Consider the following 24988-nt stretch of genomic DNA (forward strand, 5'->3'; position numbering starts at 1 on the left):
CCTGAAGATTCCCGGCACGCACAACGGCATGGCTGCGCTGCAGGCGAAGGCAGCCGGCTTCAATGCCCTCTATCTCTCCGGCGCCGCCATGACGGCGTCCATGGGCCTGCCGGACCTCGGCATCATCACCGTGGATGAAGTTGCCTTCTTCATCCGTCAGGTGGCCCGCGCGAGCGGCTTGCCGGTGCTGGTGGACGGCGACACCGGCTATGGCGAAGCGCTCAACGTGATGCACATGGTGCGCACTTTCGAGGATGCCGGCGTCGGGGCCGTCCACATCGAGGATCAGCTTCTTCCGAAGAAATGCGGCCACCTGAACGACAAGAAGCTGGCGGACGCCCGCGACATGGCCGCCAAGGTAGCCGCCGCCGCCAAAGCCCGGCGCCACCTCTACCTCATCGCGCGGACCGACGCGGCGGCCAGCGAGGGGCTCGACGGGGCGGTGGCCCGCGCCAAGCTTTACGTTGAAGCGGGAGCCGATGCCATCTTCCCCGAGGCGCTCAACGACGCGGAGATGTTCCGCGCATTCGCCAGCCGCCTGCCGGGCGTGCCGCTGCTCGCCAACATGACCGAGTTTGGCCGGCCCCCCTTCTTCACCGCTTCCGAGTTCGAGGCCATGGGCTATCGTCTGGTGATCTGGCCCGTGTCATCCCTGCGGGTGGCCAACAAGGCACAGGAAACGCTCTACGCGACGCTTGCGCGCGATGGCTCCACGCAGGCGATGGTCGGCGAAATGCAGACGCGGGCCGAACTCTACGATCTCATCGGCCTTAAGACCTTCGAGGCACTCGATGCGTCGATCGTTGCAACCGTGGTTCCGACGCTCGCGGCAGAGTGACATCAACGGGTCAGGTTTCAGAGCGCCCGGGAGCCGCGATGCAGACGATGCCACATTGTGGCATTTTCGCAGCAACTCGGGCGCTTTCTGTCTTTATCGTGGCGAGCCATTGACGCACCGCAAAATCTATCCGTATCGTTAAAGCGACGGTTCCCGAAAGGGATCAAAAGGGAACACGGTGATTCGGTGAGTCCGAAAATGCCGTGGCTGCCCCCGCAACTGTAAGCGGCGAGTCCTCTGCCATCAGCCACTGGGTCGCGAGATCTGGGAAGGCGGCAGACGGGCGGTGACCCGTGAGCCAGGAGACCTGCCGTCGATCGTGGTCACACGCGAGCTCATTGGGCGGGGTGTCCTGGTGGCGGTTTTCCAGCCTTTCTCGGCCGGGCGACCTCGTTCGCGGTGACGGACCACCCGGGCCGCCGAGTGTCTTCATGTCGTCCGTTCTGCTGTCCCTCCCCCGCCGCCCCGGTCGGGCCACGGCTCTCGTTGCCTTCCTTTCCGTCGCATCCGCTCCGTGTGCCTTTGCCCAGACGGCGGACGACCAAAATGCCGGTGACCTGCCCACCCTCGTTGTCAGCGCCACCGGCATTCCGACGCCCGAGACCGAGGTGGCGAGTTCGGTCAGCATCGTCACCGCCGACGACATCGCCCGCGCCCAGCAGCGCACACTCCCGGACGTGCTGCAGTCCCTGCCCGGCCTCAACGTGGTGCAGACGGGCGGCCCCGGAGGGCAGACCTCGGTTTTCATCCGGGGCACAAACTCCAATCATGTGAAGGTGTTGATTGACGGCATTGACGCCGGAAATCCCTCCACGCCCAACGGCGCCTTCGACTTCGGGCAGCTCATGGCCTCCGATCTCGAGCGGGTGGAGGTGCTGCGCGGCCCGCAGTCCGGCCTTTATGGCTCGGACGCCATCGGCGGCGTCATTGCGGTCACCACAAAGAAAGGCGAAGGCCCGCCCAAGGTCACGGCCTATGTGGAGGGCGGAGCGCTCGGCACCTTCAACCAGTATGCAGGCCTGTCCGGCTCGACCGAAAAACTGTCGTATTCGTTCAACGTCACCCACTTCTCGTCCACCGACATTCCGGTGACGCCCCAGAACATCGCGCCCCCCTTCTGGCCGCTCAATCCCAACGCTTACGAAAACTGGACGTATTCGACGCGTCTCGACTGGCAGGCGGCGGACAATTTCGCGGTCAACTTCGTTGCGCGCTACATCGACTCGAGCCTCGCCTTCACGCCGGACACCTATCCCCCGCCCACCTATTCCGGCGTGCCGGCCGCGCAGCGTTCCACGTCCTATGCCAGCATGTTCTTCACCAAGGGCGAAGGGGTGTGGAAGGCTTTCGATGATCGCCTCATAACCACCTTCGGTGTGAGCGAGCTTTCCACGTCCAATCCCACCGTCGGGCCGAACACGTCAGTGAACGGCATCTATGAGGGCGATCGGCAGATCTATTACCTGCGGTCCAACTACGCCTTCGCGCCGGGACAGAACCTGCTGGTGGGTGCTGAGCGGCGCAACGAGAGCATGACCTCCGCCACCGCCTACACATCCATCGACGCCGCGACAGGCGACACGGGCGTGTATGCGGAGTATCAGGGCAATCTCTGGAACCGGCTCTTCTTTGCCGCCAACGCGCGCTACGACAGCGACGACAGCTTCGGCGACCACACCACCTTCCGTCTCGCCCCTGCTCTTCTGTTCGACGAGACCGGCACCAAGCTGAAAGCGAGCTACGGTACGGGCTTCAAGGCGCCAACCCTCTACCAGCTCTATGCGCCCTATTACGGCAACCAGAACCTGCTGCCGGAAGAAAGCACCGGATGGGATGCAGGCTTTGAGCAGAAAGCATTCGGGGATCGGGTGCTGTTCGGTGTGACCTACTTCCACAACAACATCACCAACCTCATCAGCTACGATCCGGTGACGTATCAGAACATCAACATTTCAAATGCCGTGTCGCAGGGTGTTGAGGCGTTCATCGCCGTCAAGGTCACCGACCGCATTGATGCGCGCGTGGACTATACCTACACCGACGTGGTCGGATATGTGCCCCCTGGCCTGCCGTTCGGCGCCGCCTGTGCGCCCATCGACGCGACGTCCTGCAATCCCCTGCGGCGGCCCAACAACAAGGTGAGCCTTACCCTCGGCTGGCGGCCGACCGACGAACTCGACCTCACGGCGAGCCTCGTCTACGCGTCCTCCTGGTGGGACATCGTGCGTCTCACCTCGAACTACATCGACCAGCCCGGCTATACGGTGGTCAACGTTGCCGCCAACTATAAGTTGAACGCCAACGCCACGCTTTTTGGGCGCATCGACAACCTGTTCGACCAGACCTACGAAAATCCCAACGGCTTCCTTGCTCCCGGCTTCGGCGCCTATGGCGGTGTGAAGCTCACATGGTGAGGGAAGCTGCGAGGCGCCTTGCGAGCGTGCTCGTCGCCGTATGGCAGCTTCTGCTGGCGCAGGGGGCGTTTGCCGAAGCGGGGCGCACAGCCGCCCCGCTTCGCGTCGTCTCGCTCAACCTGTGCGCGGATGAACTGGTGTTGCGCCTTGCCGATCCGGGACAGGTCGCATCCGTCACGTTTCTCGCCCGCGACCCCCGCGCCTCTAACGTCGCGGACCTTGCCCGCACCGTGCCGATGAACCGGGGTTTAGCCGAGGAGATCGTCCCCCTGAAACCGGATCTGGTCATTGTCGGGGCCTATACCACGCGGACCACCACGGCCATGCTGCGCCGGCTTGGCTTCGAGGTGCTGGAACTGGATATTCCCCGAACTCTTGGCGCGGCGTATGCCCAGATCCGTATGGTGGCCGCGCGGCTTGGCGTGCCGGAGCGGGGCGAACAGATGGTGCGGGAGATGGAGGTCGGGTTCGCCCGGCTGCCGGCCGTCGCAGCGAGCCACCCCACAGCGGTGGTCCTGCGGCCCAATGGCTTCACGGCCGGCCGGGGCTCGATCTCTGACGAGGTGATGCAGAAGGCCGGTCTATCGAACCTTGCCGCCCGCCTGTCCACCGACAGGAAGGGACAACTGACACTTGAGGAGATCGTGCGCGCGAACCCCGACCTCCTCATCATCAATGCGGAGAAAGATGCGCCCCCCTCTCTCGCCGATGGGCTCCTGCACCACCCGGTATTGGCCGCATTTGCAACCACCGGACGGTCCGTCGCGCTGCCGCCCCGGCTTTGGACGTGTGCCGGTCCCGCGCTCACCGAGGCCGCGGCGCGTCTCGCCACCGCCCGGCTGCGCCTTTCCGGTGCCGGGGCGTCTGGAGAAGATCGGCCGGCCGCTCACCTCGGCGGGGGCACCCTACGTTGATGTCCAAACGCCGCATTCTGCTCCGGCGCGACGCAGTGGTGATCGCCATGGTCCACGACCTTCCGGCCACCGCCCGCTTCTGTGATCGGGTCGCCTTGATGAAGGATGGGGCTCTTATCGCCGAAGGTGCCCCAAGGCCGGTGCTGGACGAAGAACGGATCGCAGAGGCGTTGTGGGCCGATGGCGTGCGGTTCGAACATGCGGGCGAGAGTGTCGTCCTGCCATGGTCCCGACCCGGGCGCGAAAACAGCAGGCAGGAGGCCAGCCAGCATGAGCGATAACGTCTTCGACGCGACCGCGGCACATATCCGGGACCCATATTGCGGCTTCAGCCTCGGCATTTTCGGGGCCATCGCGGAATTCATGCGAGACCCCGCCGAGGCGGCGGAGGTGCGGGAGGAGCCCGATAGCCTTTCGGTACTGACGGCTCGCGGCGGGCTGCGCTTTCACGACCATCCGCAAGCCGTCCTCGTCGACTATCGCATGCCTTCGCGCCATGCCGAGCGCCGGATTCCGGCTCGCGCCGTGTGCCTGCCCACCACCTTGGCCGGCCGCGCTGGCCGCGGCGTTCTCACCGAGGTGGGGACCGATGCCGATGCCCTCCGGGAAGAGGATCGCGATGCCGTTCTGTTCGACCTCGGCATTGGACTTGGGTCCGTCGAGGCGTGCATACGGACCGGTGCTCCGGACCTCCTGGCGATCCTGCGCGCTGGGGAGGGCCGTCCGGTTTTCGAGGTTCCCGGCCTCATGCCCGCCTTGGTCGCGCACGGGCCGCACCGCGTGTTCATCTCAGCGCTCGCGCGCATTGAAGTTTTCTCGCCCATCCCGCCGCCCGACGGCCGGAGCCCCGACGGCCCGCACACGCACGTTCTGCCGAGGCTTCTGGCACACCAGCGCACCCACGCCGCCAATGTTCCAATCCCCGAGGGGTGGGTGCCGTGCTTCTCCATCCACCCTCCTGCCGCTCCGGATGCGGATGCGGTCGCTGACACCGAGACTGGCGCTTGCTTCTAAAGGTTCTCGGTAAAGCGTAGCGCCGCCCGCTGCGCTGGCGCAGTTGACCAATTCCGCAAGCGGGAGGCCGAGGGGGGCCGTCGGCGAGACATTCTGCCTGACCGCCTCGGACGCAATCCGAGCCACGGCTCCCTGACGATCAATGCGGCGCAGGAACGTCTGCGTTCACGTTCTGCCCCTTCCGACGGTTCCGGGCTCTCCAGAAGCCGGATTTTAGTTTAGTGAAGGAGGCCAATCCGTGTGCGCTCCAAGTGCACACGGCACGGCGAAATGTTATCCAGTTACCAAATAATGCTTAAAAATCAGAACATTGTACTCTCCGTGGCGCCCATGATGGATTGGACGGATCGGCATTGCCGGGCCTTCCACCGCACCTTCTCGCGCCATGCGCTGCTCTATACGGAGATGGTGACGGCACCGGCCGTGATCCATGGCGACCGGGCGCGGCTGCTCGGGTTTTCGGAGGTCGAGCATCCGGTGGCCGTGCAACTCGGCGGCAGTGATCCGGCGCTTTTGGCGCAGGCGGCGCGCATCTGCGCCGATTTCGGCTATGACGAGATCAACCTCAACGTGGGCTGCCCCTCCGACCGGGTTCAGGGCGGCAATTTCGGCGCCTGCCTCATGCGGGAGCCGCAGGTGGTGGCCGAGTGCGTCGCCGCCATGAAGGGCGCCGTATCCCTCCCCGTCACCGTGAAATGCCGCATCGGCGTGGACGACCAGGACCCCGAGGAAGCTCTCGACACCCTGGCCGACGCCGTGCTGGCGGCCGGTTGCGACGGGCTCATCGTCCATGCCCGCAAGGCGTGGCTGAACGGCCTTTCCCCGCGCGAGAACCGGGACATCCCGCCCCTCGACTATGACCGCGTGCGCCGCCTCAAGGCCCGCCTGCCGCACGTTCCGGTGGCCCTCAACGGAGGCCTCGAAAGCCTCGCGCAGGGACTCGCCGAGGCGGACGGGCTCGACGGCATTATGTTCGGCCGCGCCGCCTATCACACGCCGGAACTGCTGGCGGATGTGGACCCCACCCTCCACGGCGTCCCGGCCCCGCACGAGGATACGTTCGCGGCCATCGAGGCGTTCGAGCCCTATATCGCCCGCCACCTCGAAGCCGGCGGCCGGCTGTCCGACATCACCCGCCACATGCTCGGCCTGTTCGGCGGCAAGAAGGGCGCGCGCATCTTCCGCCGCCGCCTCTCCACCGAGGCCATCATCCCCGGCGCCGGGCTCGAGGTGCTGCGCGGCGCGGTGGACGAGGTGCGCCGCCGCGACCTGCAGGCGGCCTAACGAGGTGGCAATTCCTGCGGAGTTGCGTGAATAGCGCAGCTCTCGCCGGCGTCATGCGGCCGGCACAGTGGACATATGCCGAATTCCGGGCCACTCCTCGTCCTCTATCCGCCCGCAAGCCTTCGGTTCCGCTCATGTTTTCCAACGTTCCCGTGCAGGAGCTCGTCCTGCTCGTCGCCGCCATGCTGGCCGGTGGCCTGCTCACGGGCCTGCTCGCCGGCCTCTTCGGCATTGGCGGCGGCGGCGTCATCGTGCCGGTGCTGTACGAGGTCTTCGGCTTCCTCGGGGTGGACGACAGCGTGCGGATGCAATTGTGCGTCGGCACGTCCCTCGCCATCATCATCCCCACCGCCATGGCCTCCCACCGCACCCACATCGCCAAGGGCGCATCGCTGCCCGGCGTGCTGGCGAAATGGCGCATCCCGGCCATCATCGGCATCATAGCGGGCAGCGCCATCGCGGCGGTGGCGGCCGGCTGGGTGCTACAGGCGGTTTTCGTGGCGGTGGTGTCGCTGCTCGGCCTGAAGAGCCTCATCGGCCGCAACGACATCCGTATCTCCGACCACCTGCCCTCTTCCGCGGTGATGCGTTTCTACGGATTTTTCATCGGCCTCGCGTCGTCGCTGGTGGGCATCTCGGGTGGTGGCATCTCCACCAACATCCTGCTGCTCTACGGCGTGCCGATCCACGCCGCCGTTGCCACCTCGGCCGGCATCGGCGTCATCATCCCCATTCCGGGCGTGATCGGCTATGCCATCGCCGGCTGGCCGCACCTCTCCGAGCTGCCGCCGCTCTCGATCGGCTATGTCTCGGTGATCGGCTTCCTGTGCATCGCCCCGGTGGCGACGCTGGTGGCGCCTTATGGGGCGCGGCTCGCGCACCGGCTGAGCCGGCGCCATCTGGAGATCGGCTTCGGCCTGTTCCTGCTGCTGATCGGCGCGCGCTTCCTCATCGCCATCATAAAAGGCTGAGGCGGCGCCTCACCAGCGGTGGGTGAAGCCGGCGGTGATGCTCTTGTTCAGCGTCGAGCCGGTATCGGCCACGGAGGTAGTCACCGTGAGGTCCGGCGCGAGCTGCTGCTGGGCGCTCACGGTGGGCAGAAGCTGGGACGAATTGCTCGTCGCCTTGGTCGAGACGGCGAAGGTGGTGCCCATGTCTGTCAGCTTGAGGCTGAGCGACTTGTCCGTCTCCCACGCCTGCGATCCGGCCTTCACCTGATAGGTATCCGCCAACGTCGCGGCGAGGCCACTGGTCAGGGGAATGGTGCGCTCGAAGGTGGTGGCGAGCTTGCTCGCCGCATCGTTGGGATCGACTGAGACGTTCAACGTGCCCTTCTCCCACACCATCCAGTCCGGCAGGCGGGAGACGGTGACCTTCGCATAGGCGGTGCCGCCGAGGCCGTCCGCGCTCTGGCCAACGGTGGGCGCCACGCTCGATCCCGTGGCGGAGAGGTCGAGGCCGACCACCGCGCCATAGTCCTGCACGGGCGTCGAATAGGTGAGCGAGGTCGAGCCGTCGGCCTTCAGGGCCGTCTTCGCCTCCGTCCCATCGGCAAGCGCCGGCGCGGCGGCGAAGAACGGAGAAAGCAGCGCCGGCAGAATCGCGGAGCGCGTGAGGGGGCGGCGGATCGCCATGGGTCTCGACCTCCCGGGGCAGAGGGTGGGGCACCGGAACGGGGACCGCGCACGCGGCTACCGTTCCTCTCAGCTTGCTTGGTCGAGGATGGATGGGGAGAAGTTAAGGCGGAATTGTTGCACTGCGGCGTCGTCCCCATCATGCGCGCGCCGCATGGCTTTTGCGCCACACGCGCGCCGGGCCGCCTTGCCGCCGGGCCAGCCGCGTCCTAATCCCCCGCGCGGGAGGATGATAATGACACAGCCGGATCTTTCGAGCGCAACCCTCGATCTGCTCACCCGCATTGCCGGGGCGCTGGAGCGCCTGGCGCCGCCTGCGGTACCCACACCGGATTTCGAGGCGGCCGACGCCTTCGTCTGGCACACCGACCCGATCCGCTTCGAGCCAGTGCCGCGGGTGAACCGGGTGGAGATGGACCTCTTGCAGGGCATCGACCGGGTGCGCGACCAGCTCGTGGAGAACACCGAGCGCTTCGCCCGCGGCCTGCCGGCCAACAATGCGCTGCTCTGGGGGGCGCGCGGCATGGGGAAAAGCTCGCTGGTGAAGGCCTCCCACGCCGCCATCAACCGGTCTCTGGCCGATGATGGCGCGCGCCTGAAGCTGGTGGAGATTCACCGCGAGGACATCGAGACCCTGCCGGCCCTGATGGGGCTGGTGCGCGGCTCCCATCACCGCTTCATCGTCTTCTGCGACGACCTCTCGTTCGATTCCGACGATACGTCTTACAAGTCGCTGAAGGCGGTGCTGGAAGGCGGCATCGAGGGGCGGCCGGACAATGTGATCTTCTACGCCACGTCCAATCGTCGCCACCTGCTGCCGCGCGACATGATGGACAATGAGCGCTCAACTGCCATCAATCCCGGCGAGGCCGTGGAGGAGAAGGTCTCCCTCTCCGACCGGTTCGGCCTGTGGCTCGGCTTCCACAAGTGCAGCCAGGACGAATACCTCGCCATGGTCGCCGCCTATGTGGAGCACCACGGCATTCCGGCGACGGAGGAGGAGTGGCGGCCGAAGGCGCTCGAATGGGCCACCACCCGTGGCGCCCGCTCCGGCCGCACCGCCTACCAGTTCGTGCAGGACCTCGCCGGACGGCTGGGCGTGGCGCTGAAGGCGGCGTAAGGCGGCGGCCTGCGTCGGACGACCTCTGCCGTGCCCCCTCTCCCCTCGCGGGAGAGGGCTGGGGCGAAGGGTATGGCGCCCTTTGTCCCAACACTTCCCTGAACCGACCATCCCCTCACCCCCCACCCCCTCTCCCGCAAGGGGCGAGGGGAGATCTTGGAGGGAAGGGAGATCTTGGCCTCACCCCTCGGCGATGACCGCCAGGAATTGCTGGCCATAGCGCATCAGCTTGGCCTCGCCGATGCCGGAGATCATGCCCAGCGCCTTCATGGAGGTGGGCTTCAGTTCGGCGATGGCCATCAAGGTGGTGTCGTGGAAGATGACGTAGGGCGGCACGCCCTGCGCCCTAGCCAGCTCCAGCCTGAGCTTCTTCAATTTCTGGAACAGGGCCTCGTCCGCCGGATCGGCCAGAGCGGCGGAGGGGCCGCGCCCGCCGCCGGTGACGCGGGCGGCGCGGGGGCGCGCCTCGGCCTTCAGCTCCACCCGCTCCTCGCCGCGCAGCACGGGGCGGCATTTCTCGGTGAGGCCGAGGCTGCCGTGGCCCTCCACATCCACCCAGAGATAGCCCATGGCCACCAGCTGGCGGACCACGGCCCGCCATTCATCGCGCGAGAAATTGCCGCCGATGCCGAAGGTGGAGAGCTTGTCGTGGCCGAACTTGGTCACCTTGTCGTTGGCCTCGCCGCGCAGCACGTCGATGACATGGCCGGCGCCGAACCGCTCCCCGGTGCGGTAGACGCAGGAGAGCAGCTTCTGCGCGGCCTCGGTGCCGTCGAAGGTGCGGGGCGGATCGAGGCAGGTATCGCAATTGCCGCACGGTTGCGGCAGGTCTTCCTCGAAATATTTCAGCAGCACCTGCCGCCGGCAGGAGGCGGTCTCGGCGAGCCCCAGCAGCGCATCGAGCTTGCTGCGCTCCACCCGCTTCCTTGCCTCGGGTGCATCCGAGCCGTCCACGAACTGGATCAGCTTGGCCACGTCCTCCACGCCGTACAGCAGCAGCGTCTCGGAGGGCAGGCCGTCGCGGCCGGCGCGGCCGGTTTCCTGATAATAGGCCTCGATGCTTTTCGGCAGGTCGAGATGGACGACGAAGCGCACGTCCGGCTTGTCGATGCCCATGCCGAAGGCGATGGTCGCCACCATCACCACGCCTTCCTCCTTCAGGAAGCGGTCCTGGTGGCGGGCGCGCGTGTCGGCGTCGAGGCCGGCATGATAGGGCAGCGCCGTGCGGCCCTCGGTGGAGAGCATCTCGGCGGTCGCCTCCACCTTCGCCCGGCTCATGCAATAGATGATGCCCGCCTCGCCATCATGGGCGTCGAGGAAGGCCTTCAGCTGCACGCGGGGATTGGCCTTCGGCGCGATGCGGTAGCGGATGTTCGGCCGGTCGAAGGAGGACAGGAACACCTGCCCCTCCTCCAGATTCAGCCGCTCCACGATCTCCCGGCGGGTCGGCCCGTCGGCCGTGGCGGTGAGCGCCATGCGCGGCACGCCGGGATAGCGCTCGTGCAGAATGGTGAGCTGGCGATATTCGGGCCGAAAATCGTGCCCCCACTGGGAGACGCAATGGGCCTCGTCGATGGCGAACAGAGAGATGCGCGCGCCGTCCAGCAGATGGAGGAAGCCGTCCGTCAGCAGCCGCTCGGGCGCCACGTAAAGGAGGTCGAGGTCGCCCATGGCGAGCGCCCGCTCCACCTGCCGCCCCTCGCCGGGGGCAAGCGACGAATTGAGCATGGCCGCCTTCACGCCGAGCTGGCGCAGCGCCTGCACCTGATCGTGCATCAGCGCGATCAGCGGCGAGACCACGATGCCCGTGCCCGGCCGCACCAGGGCCGGCACCTGATAACACAGGGATTTTCCGCCGCCCGTGGGCATGAGCACAAGGGCATCGCCCCCGGCGACCACATGCTCCACGATATCCCGCTGCCGCCCGCGGAACGCCTCGTAGCCAAAGACGTGGCGCAGGACCTCAAGCGGAGCGGAATCATGAAGGGTAGCGAGCATGGGGCCTTATAGCCCCCTGCCCTCGCCGGGCAATGCGGGATGGAGCCGCGCTTGCCTATCGACGCCCCGCCGCAAGCAGCAGGGCCGCACCGCCGACGAGGATGCCGGCGGACACGCGGTCCGCCACCAGCGTGAAGCGACCCTTCAGCGCGGCGCGCGCCTTGTCTGCCACCACCGCCCACAGCATGTCGCCCACCAGCGCGATGACCGCGAAGATCGCCGCCAGAAGCGCGATCTGCGGCACGGGATCAGCCGTGTTGGTGACGAATTGCGGTAGGAACGCCGCGTGGAACAGGAGCGTCTTGGGATTGGCGAAGGCCACCGCGAGCCCGCGTCCGAAGGCGGCATGGGCGGAAGGTGTGGGCGCGTCCACCGCCTTGCCGGCACTGCGCCACTGCATCACGGCGAGCCAAACGAGGTAGGCGGCGCCGGCATAGCGCACGAGATCGAAGTGGCGGGAGAAGGCTTCCACCACATAAGCGAGGCCCCCCGCAACCAGAGCCAATTGGGCGATAAGGCCCACATTGACGCCCATGGCGGTGAGAATGCCCGCCTGTCGCCCATGCTTGAGGCTGGTGCCGACGATGAGCGCCACGTTCGGCCCCGGCGTCGCCCCCAGGGCGATGCAGGCGAGCACGAACAGGGCGAGGCTTTCGGCCGAGATCATCACTTGCGCTCCTCCGGCCGAAGGCACCCGCTCGCGGGATCAGGCCTCCGGCGTGTCGTCTCCGGCGGCTTCCGCGCCGCCTTCGCCCGCCTCGCCCTCGGCGCCGGTGTCCTCGCTGATGTGCTCCACCGAGACCACGCGCTCGCCTTCCGCCGTGTCGAACACGATGACGCCCTGGCTGGCGCGGCCGACGATGCGGATGCCATCCACGGGGCAGCGGATGAGCTGGCCGCCGTCGGTGACGAGCATGATCTGGTCGGCATCCTCCACGGGGAAGGAGGCGACGAGCCGGCCGTTGCGCTCGTTCACCGCCATGGCGACGATGCCCTTACCGCCACGCCCGGTGACACGATATTCGTAGGACGAGGTGCGCTTGCCGTAGCCGTTCTCGGACACGGTAAGGATGAACTGCTCCTTCGCGCCCATCTCGGCGTAGCGCTCCTGGCTGAGCTGGCCGGAGCCGCTCGCGCCCTCCTCCTGCTCCACCTCGGCGCTCTCGCCCGCCTCGCCGCGCAGGGCGCGGCGCATCTTGATGTAGGCGAGCCGCTGCTCGGCATCGGCATCCACATGGCGGATGATGGCCATGGAGATGACGCTGTCGCCATCCTCCAGCCGGATGCCGCGCACGCCCACGCTGTCGCGGCCCTTGAACAGGCGCACCTCGGTGGCGGGGAAGCGGATGCAGGCGCCGGCCGCCGTGGTGAGGAGCACGTCGTCCTCCTCCGTGCACAGGCCGACATCCGCGATGGCCTCGCCCTCGGCGAGCTTCATGGCGATCTTGCCGTTGCGGTTCACCTGCTGGAAATCGGTGAGCGCATTGCGCCGCACAGTGCCGCCGGTGGTGGCGAACATGATCTGCAGGCGCTGGTTCTCGCCCTCGTCCTCCGGCAGGAGAACGACGGACGTGATGCGCTCGTCCTGCTCCAGCGGCAGGATGTTGATGAGGGCCTTGCCGCGGGCCTGCGGCGCCGCCAGCGGCAGGCGCCACACCTTCATCTTGTAGACCTGCCCCTTGGAGGAGAAGAACAGCACCGGCGCGTGGGTCGAGGCCACGAACAGGCGGGTGACGAAATCCTCGTCCCGCGTCTGCATGGCCGAGCGGCCCTTGCCGCCGCGCCGCTGCGCCCGATAGGTGGAGAGCGGCACGCGCTTGATGTAGCCGGCGTGGGAAACGGTGACGACCATTTCCTCGCGCTGGATCAGATCCTCGTCTTCCAGATCGCCGAAGCCCTCGACGATCTCGGTCTTCCGGGGCGTGCCGAACTCCGCCTTGATGGCGAGAAGCTCGTCCCGGATGATCGCCCGCATACGCGGCCGGCTGGCGAGGATTTCGAGATAATCGGCGATCTCGGCGGCGAGCTTGTCCAGCTCGTCGGCGATTTCATCGCGGCCGAGAGCGGTGAGCCGCTGGAGCCTGAGGTCGAGGATGGCGCGGGCCTGCACCTCGGAGAGACGATACGTGCCGTCTTCCTTCAGCTTGTGGCGCGGATCGGCGATGAGGGCGATGAGCGGCGCCATGTCCTTAGCCGGCCAGTCGCGGCCCATCAGGGATTCGCGGGCACTCGCCGGGTCCGGCGCGGTGCGGATGAGGCGGATCACCTCGTCGATGTTGGCGACGGCGATGGCGAGGCCCACCAACACGTGCGCCCGGTCGCGCGCCTTGCGCAGCAGGAATTTGGTGCGCCGGCTGATGACCTCCTCGCGGAAGGCGATGAAGGCGATCAGCACGTCGTGCAGGGTGAGCAGGCCCGGCTTGCCGCCGGAGAGCGCCACCATGTTCACGCCGAAGGAGGTCTGCAGCAGCGTGAGCCGGTAGAGGTTGTTCAGCACCACGTCGGCCTGGGCGTCGCGCTTGATCTCGATGACCACCCGCATGCCGTCGCGATCGCTCTCGTCGCGGATCTCGGAGATGCCCTCCACCCGCTTGTCGCGCACCAGCTCCGCGATCTTCTCGATCATCGTCGCCTTGTTCACCTGATAGGGAATCTCGGTGACGATGAGGGCTTCGCGGTCCTTGCGGATGTTCTCGATGGCGACTTTCGCGCGCATCAGGATGGAGCCGCGACCGGTGAGATAGGCCTGGCGGATGCCGGTGCGTCCGAGAATCAGCGCGCCGGTGGGGAAGTCCGGGCCGGGCAGCAGGTCGAGCAGCGCCTCGGGCTCCAGCAGCGGGTCGTCCAGCAGCGCGACGGTGACGTCGATGATCTCGCCGAGATTGTGCGGCGGGATGTTGGTGGCCATGCCGACCGCGATGCCGCCGGCACCATTGACCAGGAGGTTCGGGAACTTGGCCGGGAGAACGGTCGGCTCCCGCTCGGAATTGTCGTAATTCTCCTGGAAATCGAAGGTTTCCTTGTCGAGGTCATCGAGAAGGGTGTTGGTCACTTTCTCGAGGCGCACCTCGGTGTATCGCATGGCCGCCGGGGCATCGCCGTCCACCGAGCCGAAATTGCCCTGGCCGTCCACCAGCGGGAGCCGCATGGCGAAGGTCTGGGCCATGCGCACCAGCGCGTCATAGACCGACTGGTCGCCGTGGGGATGGTATTTACCGATCACGTCGCCGACCACGCGGGCCGACTTGCGGTACTGCTTGTTCCACTCGTACCCGTTCTCGTGCATGGAGAACAGGATGCGCCGATGCACGGGCTTGAGGCCGTCGCGCACGTCGGGCAGGGCCCGGGCGACGATGACGCTCATGGCATAATCGAGATAGGAGCGGGACAGCTCCTCCGTGATGGAAACGGGCCGGATGTCGGACGGCGGCTCGCCACCAGTCTTCGGCGTTTCGGAATCGGCCAAAAGTCAGCACTCGCATGGATTGGTGAGGTGCTTCCTTCTATCCGATTCACCCCTGCGACGCCAGCAAAACCCCTCTGGCGGACGTAAATTTATACTATACAAATCAATGGGTTATGCAGACCATCTCGCAGGTCGCCGGACAATTTGTCGGTTTTGCGTCAGATGGGCCCGCGAACGCCGCCCGAAGCGGCCGGAAACGGGGCCTGCAATGGCACAACAAAAGCCCGCCCGCGCCATGCGCAGGCGGCGACTTTCCGTGAGCCAATCAGCAACAAAGCTAGGCCGGCCAGCACCAAGACCGGCCGCGGCGCCCCACCCTCAAAGCCGAAGGCGCGCCTCAGAACGGGATTTCGTCGTCGAGATCGGCCGCGGGGCGTCCACCACCCGAACTGCCGCCCATTCCGCCGCCAGCCGGTGCCGGACGGCGCCCACCGCCGGAACCGCCGCCGCTGTAGCCGCCGAAGCTGCCGCCTCCGCCGCCCATGGGGCTGGCCGAGCCGAAGTCGGAGCCACCGCCATATTCGTCCGCGCCGGAGCCGGCACCGCCGCCCTCACGGCCGTCGAGCAGGGTCAGCTCGCCGCGATAGGGCCGCAGCACCACCTCGGTGGTGTAGGTCTCGCGACCGTCCTTCTCATACTTGCGGGTCTCGAGCTGGCCCTCGATGTAGACCTTGGAGCCCTTCTTCAGGAAGCGCTCGGCGACGCCCACGAGGTTCTCGTTGAAGATCACCACCCGGTGCCACTCGGTGCGCTCGCGGCGCTCGCCCGAGGCCTTGTCGCGCCAGTTCTCGGACGTGGCGATGGACAGGTTGCAGACGCGGCCGCCGTTCTGGAACGACTTGACCTCCGGGTCGCGGCCCAGATTGCCGACCAGGATCACCTTGTTGACGCTGCCGGCCATCCCGCTCTCCCTCGTGCCGTGTTCCGCCGTTCCGCAGGCCGCCATTGCGACGCGCCGCGAATCCCGCACCCTACCGTCCCCGCCGGGCCATGCGACCCCCGACGCGGCTTTATCCCCATGATGAACCGCCGCTGGCCGCCGTGCGTAACAGCTCATGGCTTAAATGTTCACGTTGTGTTCCTAACCGACTTCCCCCAGACTGGCAAGAGCATCGGCGCGCTCGATCCGAGTCGCCCCGCTCTTTTTGGGTGGCGCCCTTCGGAGTTCGTATTATGTTCTCTTCCGCATCGCACAAGGTTCACTACATTTCCGAGAGTTCATGAGCACGTTCCCCGGCGCGCTACGCGGCTTTCGGCCGCTGGCGTGCTCGCCGCTGCAAGGGCGGCACGATCGTTTCTCAGGCCCCGACCCCTTTTTGCGCCGCAGGCGCCAGCGGATGTCCATGTCTGATCGCGCAGCCTCCCCGCGTCCCATCCCGCGCCGCGATGCCCGTACCCTCTCGGTGCGCGGCGCGCGCGAGCACAATCTCAAGAACGTGGACCTCGAAATCCCCCGCGACAGTCTGGTGGTGTTCACCGGCCTGTCCGGCTCGGGCAAAAGCTCGCTCGCCTTCGACACCATCTATGCGGAAGGCCAGCGGCGCTATGTGGAAAGCCTCTCCGCCTATGCCCGCCAGTTCCTGGAGATGATGCAGAAGCCGGACGTGGACCAGATCGACGGTCTCTCGCCGGCCATTTCCATCGAGCAGAAGACCACCTCGAAGAATCCACGCTCCACGGTCGGCACCGTCACCGAGATCTACGACTACATGCGCCTTCTGTGGGCGCGCACCGGCGTGCCCTACTCCCCGGCCACGGGTCTGCCCATCGAGAGCCAGACTGTCTCGCAGATGGTGGACCGCACCCTCGCGCTGCCGGAAGGCACGCGTCTCTTCCTGCTCGCGCCGGTGGTGCGCGGGCGCAAGGGCGAGTACCGCAAGGAACTCGCCGAGTGGATGAAGAAGGGCTTCCAGCGGGTCAAAATCGACGGCACCTTCCATGAGATCGCCGAGGCGCCGGCCCTCGACAAGAAGTTCAAGCACGACATCGACGTGGTGGTGGACCGCATCGTGGTGCGCGCGGACCTCGCCCAGCGGCTCGCCGACAGCTTCGAGACCGCGCTCGGCCTCGCCGACGGGATCGCTGTGGCCGAGTTCGCCGACGAGAAGGATGCGGCGGGCGATCCGCGGCGCATCATCTTTTCCGAGAAGTTCGCCTGCCCGGTGTCCGGCTTCACGATTTCCGAGATCGAGCCGCGGCTGTTCTCCTTCAACAATCCCTTCGGCGCCTGCCCGGCCTGCGACGGCCTCGGCGTGGAGCAGACCATCGACCCGGACCTCGTGGTGCCGGACAAGGCCCGCTCGCTGAAGCAGGGCGCCATCGCCCCCTGGGCCAAGTCCACCTCACCCTATTACGGGCAGACGCTGGATGCGCTGGCGAAGCACTACCACTTCAAGCTGAATGTCCCCTTCGCCGATCTGCCGGAGCAGGCGCGCGACGTGCTTCTCTTCGGCTCTGGGACCGAGAAGATCACCTTCCACTATGACGACGGCATGCGCGCCTACGAGACCTCGAAGACCTTCGAGGGCGTGGTGCGCAACCTCGACCGGCGCTGGAAGGAGACCGACAGCGACTGGGCGCGGGAGGAGATTTCCAAATACTTCTCCACCGTCCCCTGCAAGGTCTGTAACGGCTACCGGCTGAAGCCCGAGGCGCTGGCGGTGAAGATCGCCGGGCGGCACATCGGCGAGATCGGCGAGCTCTCGGTGCGCGCCGCGGCCGGATGGTTCGAGAGCCTGCCCGCCCAGCTCACCGACAAGCAGAACGAGATCGCCGGGCGCATCCTGAAGGAGATCCGCGAGCGGCTGCGCTTCCTCTTGGACGTGGGGCTGGAATACCTCACGCTGGCGCGGTCCTCGGGCACGCTTTCCGGCGGCGAGAGCCAGCGCATCCGCCTCGCCTCGCAGATCGGCTCCGGCCTCACCGGCGTGCTCTACGTGCTGGACGAGCCCTCCATCGGCCTCCACCAGCGCGACAATGAGCGGCTGCTCGGCACGCTGAAGCACCTGCGCGACCTTGGCAACACGGTGATCGTGGTGGAGCACGACGAGGACGCCATCCTCGCCGCCGACCATGTGGTGGACGTGGGGCCGGGCGCCGGCATTCACGGCGGGAAGATCGTGGCGCAGGGCACGCCGGCGGAAATCCTCGCCAATCCCGCCTCCCTGACCGGCCGCTATCTCACCGGCGAGTTGAGCGTGGGCGTGCCGGCGCGGCGCAAGCCGAACCCCAAGCGCATGCTCAAGCTCTCGGGCGCGCGCGGCAACAATCTGAAGAATGTCACGGCGGAAATCCCGCTCGGCCTGTTCACCTGCATCACCGGCGTGTCGGGCGGCGGCAAGTCCACGCTGCTCATCGATACGCTCTACAAGGCGGTCGCGCGCCGGCTAAACGGCGCCTCGGAGGCCCCTGCCCCGTTCGACAAGCTGGAGGGGCTGGAACACCTCGACAAGGTCATCGACATTGACCAGTCGCCCATCGGCCGGACGCCGCGGTCCAACCCGGCGACCTATACCGGCGCCTTCACCCCCATCCGCGAGTGGTTCGCCGGCCTGCCGGAGGCCAAGGCGCGGGGCTATGGCGCCGGGCGCTTCTCCTTCAACGTGAAGGGCGGGCGGTGCGAGGCCTGCCAGGGCGACGGCGTCATCAAGATCGAGATGCACTTCCTGCCGGACGTGTACGTCACCTGCGACGTCTGCAAGGGCAAGCGCTACAATCGCGAGACGCTGGAAGTCACCTTCAAGAACAAGTCCATCGCCGACGTGCTCGACATGACGGTGGAAGAGGGCGCGCAATTCTTCAAGGCGGTGCCCTCGGTGCGCGAGAAGCTGGAGACGCTGCACCGCGTCGGCCTCGATTATGTGAAGGTCGGCCAGCAGGCGACCACGCTCTCCGGCGGCGAGGCGCAGCGGGTGAAGCTCTCCAAGGAGCTGTCGCGCCGCGCCACCGGACGCACCCTCTATATTCTGGACGAGCCGACCACCGGCCTGCACTTCCACGACGTGAAAAAACTGCTGGAGGTGCTGCACGAACTGGTGGAGCAGGGCAATTCGGTGGTGGTGATCGAGCACAATCTCGAAGTCATCAAGACCGCCGACTGGATCCTCGACCTCGGACCCGAAGGCGGCGACGGCGGCGGCGAGATCGTGGTGGCGGGCACGCCCGAGACGGTGGCGCGGGACAAGCGCTCCCACACCGGCCACTTCCTCGCCGAGGTGCTGGCCCGCCGTCCGTTCGCGGACAGCCGGAAGGCGCTTGCCGACAAGGCCGCTGAAAAGGAGGCCAAGCCGGCCGGGGCCGCGCGCGGAAAAGCCGCACGCCGTCCGACCGCCGGGGAAGAGGCCGAGGACGGAGCGCCGGCCTCCGTGGCGGACGCCCCTGCCGTCGTGATGGAAGAAGCCGCCTCGGCGGAAGCCTCCGATGCGCCGCGTGTCGCGCGCGGACGCCGGCGTCGGCAGGCCGCCGAGTAGGAAGGGCTCCCGCGCCTTTCGCCCGCCGGCTCAGGCCGAGCGGGCGGCGCCCGGGCGCATGCGGCGGCGGAGCAGGCGACCGATGCCGTAGGTCCACATCAGCTGTGCCCGGGCCCGCACGCTCAGGTGTCGGGCGGTCTCCTGCGGCACGAACCACGCGTTGTGGCCGGTGCGCCGGACGAGATGATAATTGCCCTGGCGCATCACGGCGCAGGTCTCGCTGAACCGCTCGCGGTCATCCACCACCACGAGCTTCGGCTGGAAGCGGCTGAGCGTCACGCCCTTCAGGACGTCGGGCTCTGCCCCCTCCACATCCACCGAGAGGAAGTCGATGGTGGAGAGGCCGGCGCCCTCAAGAACGGAGTCGAGGGTCGCGGCCGGCACCTCGATCACCATGTCCTCCGGCCGCACCTTGCGCGGATTGAAGACGATGGTGCTGCTGCCCCGGCGTTCCAGCAGGGCCACGCGACCGGTCCCCGCCGCCACGGGTGCGACACAGGCGCACTGAACCACCTGGGCCTGACGCGCGCGACGCAGGTTTTCGGCGAATTCCGGTACCGGCTCGACCAGCAGGCCGGTCCAGCCGGTGAGTTCCAGATGCAGTGTCTGGCTCTGAAAGACCGGGTCGTACGCCCCCACCTCCACAAAGACCCCGGTCGGCCCGAGGAAGCGGGACGTCAGTCCGCGTTCTTCCTGAGCAGTATAGATCGCCTGCCCGGTGAGACCGGTGGCGTTCGCCATGTTCATTGCATGCCCCCATGCGACTTACGCACACGCAGCGCACCATCGCTGACGGCGCGCTGAGAGGGCCCCCGCCCGCTCAAGTTGGATATAGCATTCGGGCGGCAGATGAGTACCGCCCAGAACGCGTGCTCGCTCAAGGACCTGCAATGCAGCATTGCAACACGCTCCTTCAGGTTAACGAGCAGTAGCTCGCTCCATGCACGGGTTGCATTGCTGCAATGCATCGACGCTTCTATGGCGATGCAGCATGAGGGCATATGTTGCTGTCAGCAAGTGGAGTCGCCGCAAGGTGGACCCGCAAGAGGAGAAGTAACATGTTGCTCTGGGGTATCCTGGCTCGCCAGTTCCGCCGCTGGCAGGTCTACAACCGCACGGTTGCCGAGCTGTCCAGCCTCGACGATCGTTCTCTCGCCGACATCAACGTGTCGCGCAGTGAAATCCGGGCCGTCGCCCGCCACGCTTCGGCTGCCGCCTGATTTCAGGCGCCGCTGCCATGGCTGAGCCGGCCTTCGGGCCGGCACCGGAGAATGGTCCCTCAGGGGACCATTTTCGTTTTTGGGCCCGCTCCACGGGCGCGACAGGCGCTGAGGGTTGAAGTCCCAGCGGCGCGTGTGGCACACCGCTTGTCCCGCCGGGTGCCCCCGATTGCCGGCGGCACACTGGAGCCGCGATGCCTGACACTTTTTGGCCCGATCGTCCGAACGGCGACAATGTCGCACCCGTCCATGTGGTCGGCGGAGGGCTCGCGGGCTCGGAGGCGAGCTGGCAGCTGGCCACGCGGGGCATTCCCGTGGTGCTTCATGAGATGCGGCCCGTGCGCGGCACCGAGGCGCACCTCACCGACGGCCTCGCCGAGCTCGTCTGCTCCAATTCCTTCCGCTCGGATGATCCGCAAGGCAATGCGGTCGGCGTGCTCCATGCGGAGATGCGCCGCGCCGGCTCGCTGATCCTCAAGGCGGCGGATGCCAATCAGGTGCCGGCCGGCGGCGCGCTGGCGGTGGACCGGGAGGGCTTCTCCCGCGCCGTCACCGCTGCACTGGAGGCGCACCCGCTCATCGAGATCCGTCGCGAGGAGATCACCGGCCTGCCCCTGGCCGAGTGGGACAATGTGATCCTCGCCACCGGCCCCCTCACCTCCCCGGCTCTGGCCGAGGCTATCCTTGGCCTCACCGGCGAAAGCGCCCTCGCCTTCTTCGATGCCATCGCGCCCATCGTGCATTTCGACAGCATCGACATGGGCAAGGCCTGGTTCCAGTCGCGCTACGACAAGGCGGGGCCGGGCGGCACGGGCGCGGACTACATCAACTGCCCCATGGACGAGGCGCAGTACAACGCCTTCGTCGACGCACTGATCGCCGGCGACAAGGCGCCGCTGCGCGACTTCGAGGCCAAGACCCCCTATTTCGACGGCTGCCTGCCCATCGAGGTGATGGCCGAGCGCGGCCGCGAGACGCTGCGTTTCGGCCCCATGAAGCCGGTGGGCCTCACCAATCCCCACGCGCCTGATGTAAAGGCCTATGCCATCGTCCAGCTGCGGCAGGACAACAAGCTGGGCACGCTCTACAACATGGTGGGTTTCCAGACGAAGCTGCGCCATGGCGAGCAGGCCCGCGTGTTCCGCACCATCCCGGGGCTGGAGAATGCGGAGTTCGCCCGGCTCGGCGGCCTCCACCGCAACACCTATCTCAACTCCCCCCGCCTCCTGGATGGGACGCTGCGCCTGAAGGCCGATCCGCGCCTGCGCTTCGCCGGCCAGATCACCGGCTGCGAGGGCTATGTTGAGAGCGCGGCGGTCGGCCTCATGGCCGGGCGCTTCGCCGCGGCCGAGCGGCTGGGGCTCGACGTTCCGCTGCCGCCGCTGACCACCGCCCACGGGGCGCTGCTCGCCCACATCACCGGCGGGCATATCGAGGCGGAGGCCGAGGGCGGCCCCCGTTCCTTCCAGCCCATGAACGTGAATTTCGGCCTGTTCCCCCCGCTCACCGAAGCCCCCAAGGGCGAGGCCGGCAAGCGCCTGCGCGGGGCGGAGAAGACCCTCGCCAAGAAGAAGGCGCTCGCCGCAAGGGCGCTCACCGACATCATGGGCTGGCTCGACAGCCCGCCAGAGGCGGCTTAAGAGGCCCGGATGCCGCGCCAGTCCGTCACGCCGCCGCCTCTGGAATATGATGCCGATCCGTCCCGCTTCGCCGTGGATACGGTGCTGAAGCGCGATGTCTTCTCCACCGTGGAGCGCGGCACCTGGACCGACCGCCATGGCCGGGAATGGCCCGCCGTGCGCCGGCGCTGGAACGACGTCTCGCTGTGGTTCGCGCCCATCGCCACCCAGCTCGCCGCTCACGAGATCCATGCGCTGGAAAAGGTGACGCGCACCGGCGTCACCACGCCGCTGCTCGCCGTCGGCAAGCGCTTCCTCGTGCGTGGCTGGATCGACGGGGCGCCGCTGCAGATCGCCCGGCCGGCCGGCGACATGCACTTCTTCCACTCTGCCCGCTCCGCGCTGCTGACGCTGCACCGCGCCGGCTACGTCCATAACGACCTTGCCAAGCAGCAGAACTGGCTGCGCGGGGCGGACGGCGAGGCGTGGCTGATGGATTTTCAGCTGGCCCTGCCCTTCAGCCGGCGCTCCAAGCTCGGCCGCGTGCTGGCCTATGAGGACCTGCGCCACCTCCTCAAGCACAAGCGCACCTATTGCCCGGACCAACTGACCCCGCGCGAGAAGAAGGTGCTGGCCACCAAGAGCCTGCCCACCCGCGTGTGGATGGCCACCGGCAAGAAGGTCTATCGCTTCGTCACGCGGCGGCTGATGTCCTATTCCGACACCGAGGGCCGCGGCCCGCGGGTGACGCAGGTGGGGCCGCGCATCGCCGAAGCCCTCGCCAGCCATCCGGCGGTGGCGGAAGTCCACATGTCCGACTTCCAGACGCTGGGCGGCAAGGTGGGCCTCTACGCCTTCGTCGCGTCTTCCGCGCCGGTGACGGCGGATGCCCTGCGCGCCCATCTCGCGACCGCCCTGCCCGACCGGCCGCACCTCGATCACCTCCAGATCGTCCCCGCGCTCCCAAAGGGGCCGGACGGCGCGGTGCGCGACGACCTGCTTCTGCTGATTGCCCGCAACCAGATCGAGATGCTGGACCAGCTTGCCGGCTCTGAGGCCGTGCGCCTTCAGGTGGCGGAGATCGCCCGCGGCCGGCTCAACCTCACCGATCGCATCACCCGTCCCGCCGCCTGACGAAAGTTGTGCGGCGCGGACCCTGCACGGCCCATTGATTAAACGGACAACCGTTTTATTCTAGGCCCCGCTTCCCGGCGGCGGCCGCGACCGCGCATGAGAATCCGGGGAGCGAGGGAGGATGTGACTATGCTGCCGAACGCCCCCGGGGGTTTCGATTTCGACCTCGGCGAAACCGCCGACATGCTGCGCGACACCGTGCGAAACTTCTCCCAGGCCGAGATCGCCCCGCGCGCCGCCGAGATCGACAAGAGCAACCTTTTCCCCCGCGACCTGTGGCCCAAGCTCGGCGCGCTGGGCCTGCTCGGCGTCACGGCGGAGGAAGAATATGGCGGCTCAGGCCTCGGCTATCTCGAGCACGTCATCGCCATGGAGGAGATTTCCCGCGCCTCCGCCTCGGTGGGCCTCTCCTACGGCGCGCACTCCAATCTCTGCGTCAACCAGATCAGCCGCAACGGCACGCCGGAGCAGAAAGCGAAATACCTGCCCAAGCTCATCTCCGGCGAGCATGTGGGCGCGCTCGCCATGTCCGAGCCGGGCGCGGGCTCGGATGTCGTCTCCATGCGCACGCGCGCGGAGAAGAAGGGCGACCGCTACGTCCTCAACGGCTCGAAGATGTGGATCACCAACGGCCCCATCGCCGAGACGCTGGTGGTCTACGCCAAGACCGACCCCGCCGCCGGCCCCAAGGGGATGACGGCCTTCCTCGTGGAGAAGGGCTTCAAGGGCTTCTCCACCGCCCAGAAGCTCGACAAGCTGGGCATGCGCGGCTCCGACACCGGCGAGCTGGTGTTCGAGGATTGCGAGGTGCCGGAGGAGAACGTGCTTGGCGCCGTGGGCAAGGGCGTCAACGTGCTCATGAGCGGGCTCGATTACGAGCGCGCGGTCCTCGCGGGTGGCCCCACGGGCATCATGCAGGCCTGCATGGACGTGGTGATGCCCTATGTCCACGAGCGCAAGCAGTTCGGTCAGCCCATCGGCACCTTCCAGCTGATGCAGGGCAAGATCGCCGATATGTACGTGACCATGAACGCCACCAAGGCCTACGTCTATGCCGTGGCCAAGGCCTGCGACCGCGGCGCCACCACCCGCGAGGATGCGGCCGGCGCCATTCTCTACGCGGCGGAAAAGGCCACCTGGATGGCGCTCGAAGCCATCCAGACCCTCGGCGGCAATGGCTACATCAACGATTATCCCACCGGCCGCCTGCTGCGCGACGCCAAGCTCTACGAGATCGGCGCCGGCACCAGCGAAATCCGGCGGATGCTCATCGGCCGCCAGCTTTTCGACAAGACCGCCTGATACCACCGCTGCGGCGAAGCTCCCGTCAGCGTGTCTGGCGGGAGGTCGACCGGCGGATTATCGTAGGGGCGGGTCTGCGCACCACGACGCCCCACGGTCGCGCGCTCGGCGGCGGAAGCAACGGCTCCCGTCGCCTGTCGAAGTGACGAACCGAAGGATGGAATGCCATGAAGAAGATCATTCTGGCCGCTACCGCTCTCTCTCTGGCTCTGGCCCCCGCCGCCGCTTTCGCGCAGGGCGTGGTGAAGGGTGCCGAGCAGGGCGCCAATGCCGGCGCTTCGGCCGGTGACAAGGCGGCTGGCCCGGTGGGCGCCGGCGTCGGCGGCACGGTCGGCGGTGTGGGCGGTGCGGTCGCGGGCGGTGTCGCCGGCGGCGTCAAGGGCACCGGCACCGGCGCCGAGAAGGGCGCGAAGGAAGGCGAGAAGGCTGCCGGCCCCGTGGGCGCGGTGGTCGGTGGCGCTGTCGGCGCAGTCGGCGGTGCCGTGGGCGGTGTCATCGGCGTCAAGTGACCGCGCGTGACGTGATCGCCAATTGATTGAATGAGAGGCCGGCGCGGGGCATC

At 67.2% G+C, this 24988-nt stretch carries 20 protein-coding genes and 1 riboswitch; of the genes, 14 read left to right on the forward strand and 6 right to left on the reverse strand.

The window, feature by feature from the left end; genetic code table 11:
• The 7 genes from prpB to ACE3QW_RS14035 form a co-directional block, all read left to right on the forward strand.
• On the forward strand, nt 1-838 hold an 838-nt coding region (prpB, locus tag ACE3QW_RS14005), incomplete at its 5' end, for a methylisocitrate lyase (RefSeq protein WP_374251919.1).
• A gap of 130 nt (nt 839-968) precedes the next feature.
• A riboswitch (cobalamin riboswitch) is annotated at nt 969-1168 on the forward strand.
• Nucleotides 1169-1269: 101 nt separating this feature from the next.
• A complete protein-coding gene (locus ACE3QW_RS14010) occupies nt 1270-3252 on the forward strand; it encodes a TonB-dependent receptor plug domain-containing protein (RefSeq protein WP_374251920.1) in 1983 nt (660 codons plus the stop codon).
• 26 nt (nt 3253-3278) lie between these two features.
• Nucleotides 3279-4166: an ABC transporter substrate-binding protein gene (locus tag ACE3QW_RS14015; RefSeq protein ID WP_374251921.1), complete on the forward strand. Its 888-nt coding sequence runs from the start codon at nt 3279-3281 to the stop codon at nt 4164-4166.
• Nucleotides 4166-4447, forward strand: a complete 282-nt coding sequence (locus ACE3QW_RS14020; RefSeq protein WP_374251922.1) for a hypothetical protein — start codon at nt 4166-4168, stop codon at nt 4445-4447. Before ACE3QW_RS14015 ends, ACE3QW_RS14020 begins: the two co-directional genes overlap by 1 nt.
• Complete coding sequence (locus tag ACE3QW_RS14025) at nt 4437-5180, forward strand: hypothetical protein (RefSeq protein ID WP_374251923.1); 744 nt, start codon at nt 4437-4439, stop codon at nt 5178-5180. Before ACE3QW_RS14020 ends, ACE3QW_RS14025 begins: the two co-directional genes overlap by 11 nt.
• Nucleotides 5181-5471: 291 nt before the next feature.
• Nucleotides 5472-6464 carry a tRNA dihydrouridine(20/20a) synthase DusA gene (gene dusA, locus ACE3QW_RS14030; protein WP_374251924.1) on the forward strand — a complete coding sequence of 331 codons (993 nt, stop codon included), beginning with the start codon at nt 5472-5474 and terminating at the stop codon, nt 6462-6464.
• A 134-nt stretch (nt 6465-6598) separates the two neighbouring features.
• Nucleotides 6599-7435: a sulfite exporter TauE/SafE family protein gene (locus ACE3QW_RS14035; protein WP_024279065.1), complete on the forward strand. Its 837-nt coding sequence runs from the start codon at nt 6599-6601 to the stop codon at nt 7433-7435.
• A 9-nt stretch (nt 7436-7444) separates the two neighbouring features.
• Here ACE3QW_RS14035 and ACE3QW_RS14040 read toward each other — a convergent pair whose 3' ends face one another.
• Nucleotides 7445-8098 carry a hypothetical protein gene (locus ACE3QW_RS14040; RefSeq protein ID WP_374251925.1) on the reverse strand — a complete coding sequence of 218 codons (654 nt, stop codon included), beginning with the start codon at nt 8096-8098 and terminating at the stop codon, nt 7445-7447.
• Between the two features lie 235 nt (nt 8099-8333).
• Between ACE3QW_RS14040 and ACE3QW_RS14045 the strand changes: the two genes are divergently transcribed.
• A complete protein-coding gene (locus ACE3QW_RS14045; RefSeq protein ID WP_024279067.1) occupies nt 8334-9218 on the forward strand; it encodes an ATP-binding protein in 885 nt (294 codons plus the stop codon).
• A 180-nt stretch (nt 9219-9398) separates the two neighbouring features.
• Here the strand turns inward: ACE3QW_RS14045 and recQ are convergent, their stop codons facing one another.
• From recQ to ssb, 4 genes are all read right to left on the reverse strand, one after another.
• Nucleotides 9399-11216, reverse strand: coding sequence for a DNA helicase RecQ (gene recQ / locus ACE3QW_RS14050; protein ID WP_374251926.1), 1818 nt, complete (start codon nt 11214-11216; stop codon nt 9399-9401).
• Nucleotides 11217-11271: 55 nt separating this feature from the next.
• A complete protein-coding gene (locus tag ACE3QW_RS14055; protein WP_374251927.1) occupies nt 11272-11883 on the reverse strand; it encodes a LysE family translocator in 612 nt (203 codons plus the stop codon).
• 39 nt (nt 11884-11922) lie between these two features.
• Nucleotides 11923-14682, reverse strand: a complete 2760-nt coding sequence (gene gyrA, locus ACE3QW_RS14060) for a DNA gyrase subunit A (RefSeq protein ID WP_374251929.1) — start codon at nt 14680-14682, stop codon at nt 11923-11925.
• Nucleotides 14683-15019: 337 nt separating this feature from the next.
• Nucleotides 15020-15583: a single-stranded DNA-binding protein gene (gene ssb / locus ACE3QW_RS14065; RefSeq protein ID WP_374251931.1), complete on the reverse strand. Its 564-nt coding sequence runs from the start codon at nt 15581-15583 to the stop codon at nt 15020-15022.
• Nucleotides 15584-16025: 442 nt separating this feature from the next.
• On the opposite strand from ssb, the gene uvrA reads away from it, so the two are divergent.
• Nucleotides 16026-19151 (forward strand): excinuclease ABC subunit UvrA, encoded by a 3126-nt coding sequence (gene uvrA, locus ACE3QW_RS14070; protein ID WP_374251933.1) that lies wholly within the window; start codon nt 16026-16028, stop codon nt 19149-19151.
• A gap of 30 nt (nt 19152-19181) precedes the next feature.
• Here the strand turns inward: uvrA and ACE3QW_RS14075 are convergent, their stop codons facing one another.
• The gene (locus ACE3QW_RS14075) at nt 19182-19898 is read right to left on the reverse strand and encodes an FkbM family methyltransferase (protein ID WP_374251935.1); all 717 of its coding nucleotides are present in this window, start codon (nt 19896-19898) and stop codon (nt 19182-19184) included.
• Nucleotides 19899-20209: 311 nt separating this feature from the next.
• On the opposite strand from ACE3QW_RS14075, the gene ACE3QW_RS14080 reads away from it, so the two are divergent.
• The 5 genes from ACE3QW_RS14080 to ACE3QW_RS14100 all read left to right on the forward strand — a co-directional run bounded on the left by ACE3QW_RS14080 (nt 20210) and on the right by ACE3QW_RS14100 (nt 24935).
• The gene (locus ACE3QW_RS14080) at nt 20210-20371 is read left to right on the forward strand and encodes a DUF1127 domain-containing protein (RefSeq protein WP_081762634.1); all 162 of its coding nucleotides are present in this window, start codon (nt 20210-20212) and stop codon (nt 20369-20371) included.
• Nucleotides 20372-20565: 194 nt separating this feature from the next.
• The gene (gene trmFO, locus ACE3QW_RS14085; protein ID WP_374251937.1) at nt 20566-22011 is read left to right on the forward strand and encodes a methylenetetrahydrofolate--tRNA-(uracil(54)-C(5))-methyltransferase (FADH(2)-oxidizing) TrmFO; all 1446 of its coding nucleotides are present in this window, start codon (nt 20566-20568) and stop codon (nt 22009-22011) included.
• Between the two features lie 9 nt (nt 22012-22020).
• Nucleotides 22021-23124, forward strand: a complete 1104-nt coding sequence (locus tag ACE3QW_RS14090; protein WP_374251940.1) for a serine/threonine protein kinase — start codon at nt 22021-22023, stop codon at nt 23122-23124.
• Between the two features lie 129 nt (nt 23125-23253).
• Nucleotides 23254-24426, forward strand: a complete 1173-nt coding sequence (locus ACE3QW_RS14095) for an isovaleryl-CoA dehydrogenase (RefSeq protein ID WP_374251941.1) — start codon at nt 23254-23256, stop codon at nt 24424-24426.
• Nucleotides 24427-24593: 167 nt separating this feature from the next.
• Nucleotides 24594-24935 (forward strand): hypothetical protein, encoded by a 342-nt coding sequence (locus ACE3QW_RS14100; protein WP_197023024.1) that lies wholly within the window; start codon nt 24594-24596, stop codon nt 24933-24935.
• Nucleotides 24936-24988 lie beyond the last annotated feature (53 nt).

This window comes from Xanthobacter sp., from assembly GCF_041911315.1.
Taxonomy (GTDB): Bacteria; Pseudomonadota; Alphaproteobacteria; order Rhizobiales; family Xanthobacteraceae; genus Xanthobacter; species Xanthobacter aminoxidans.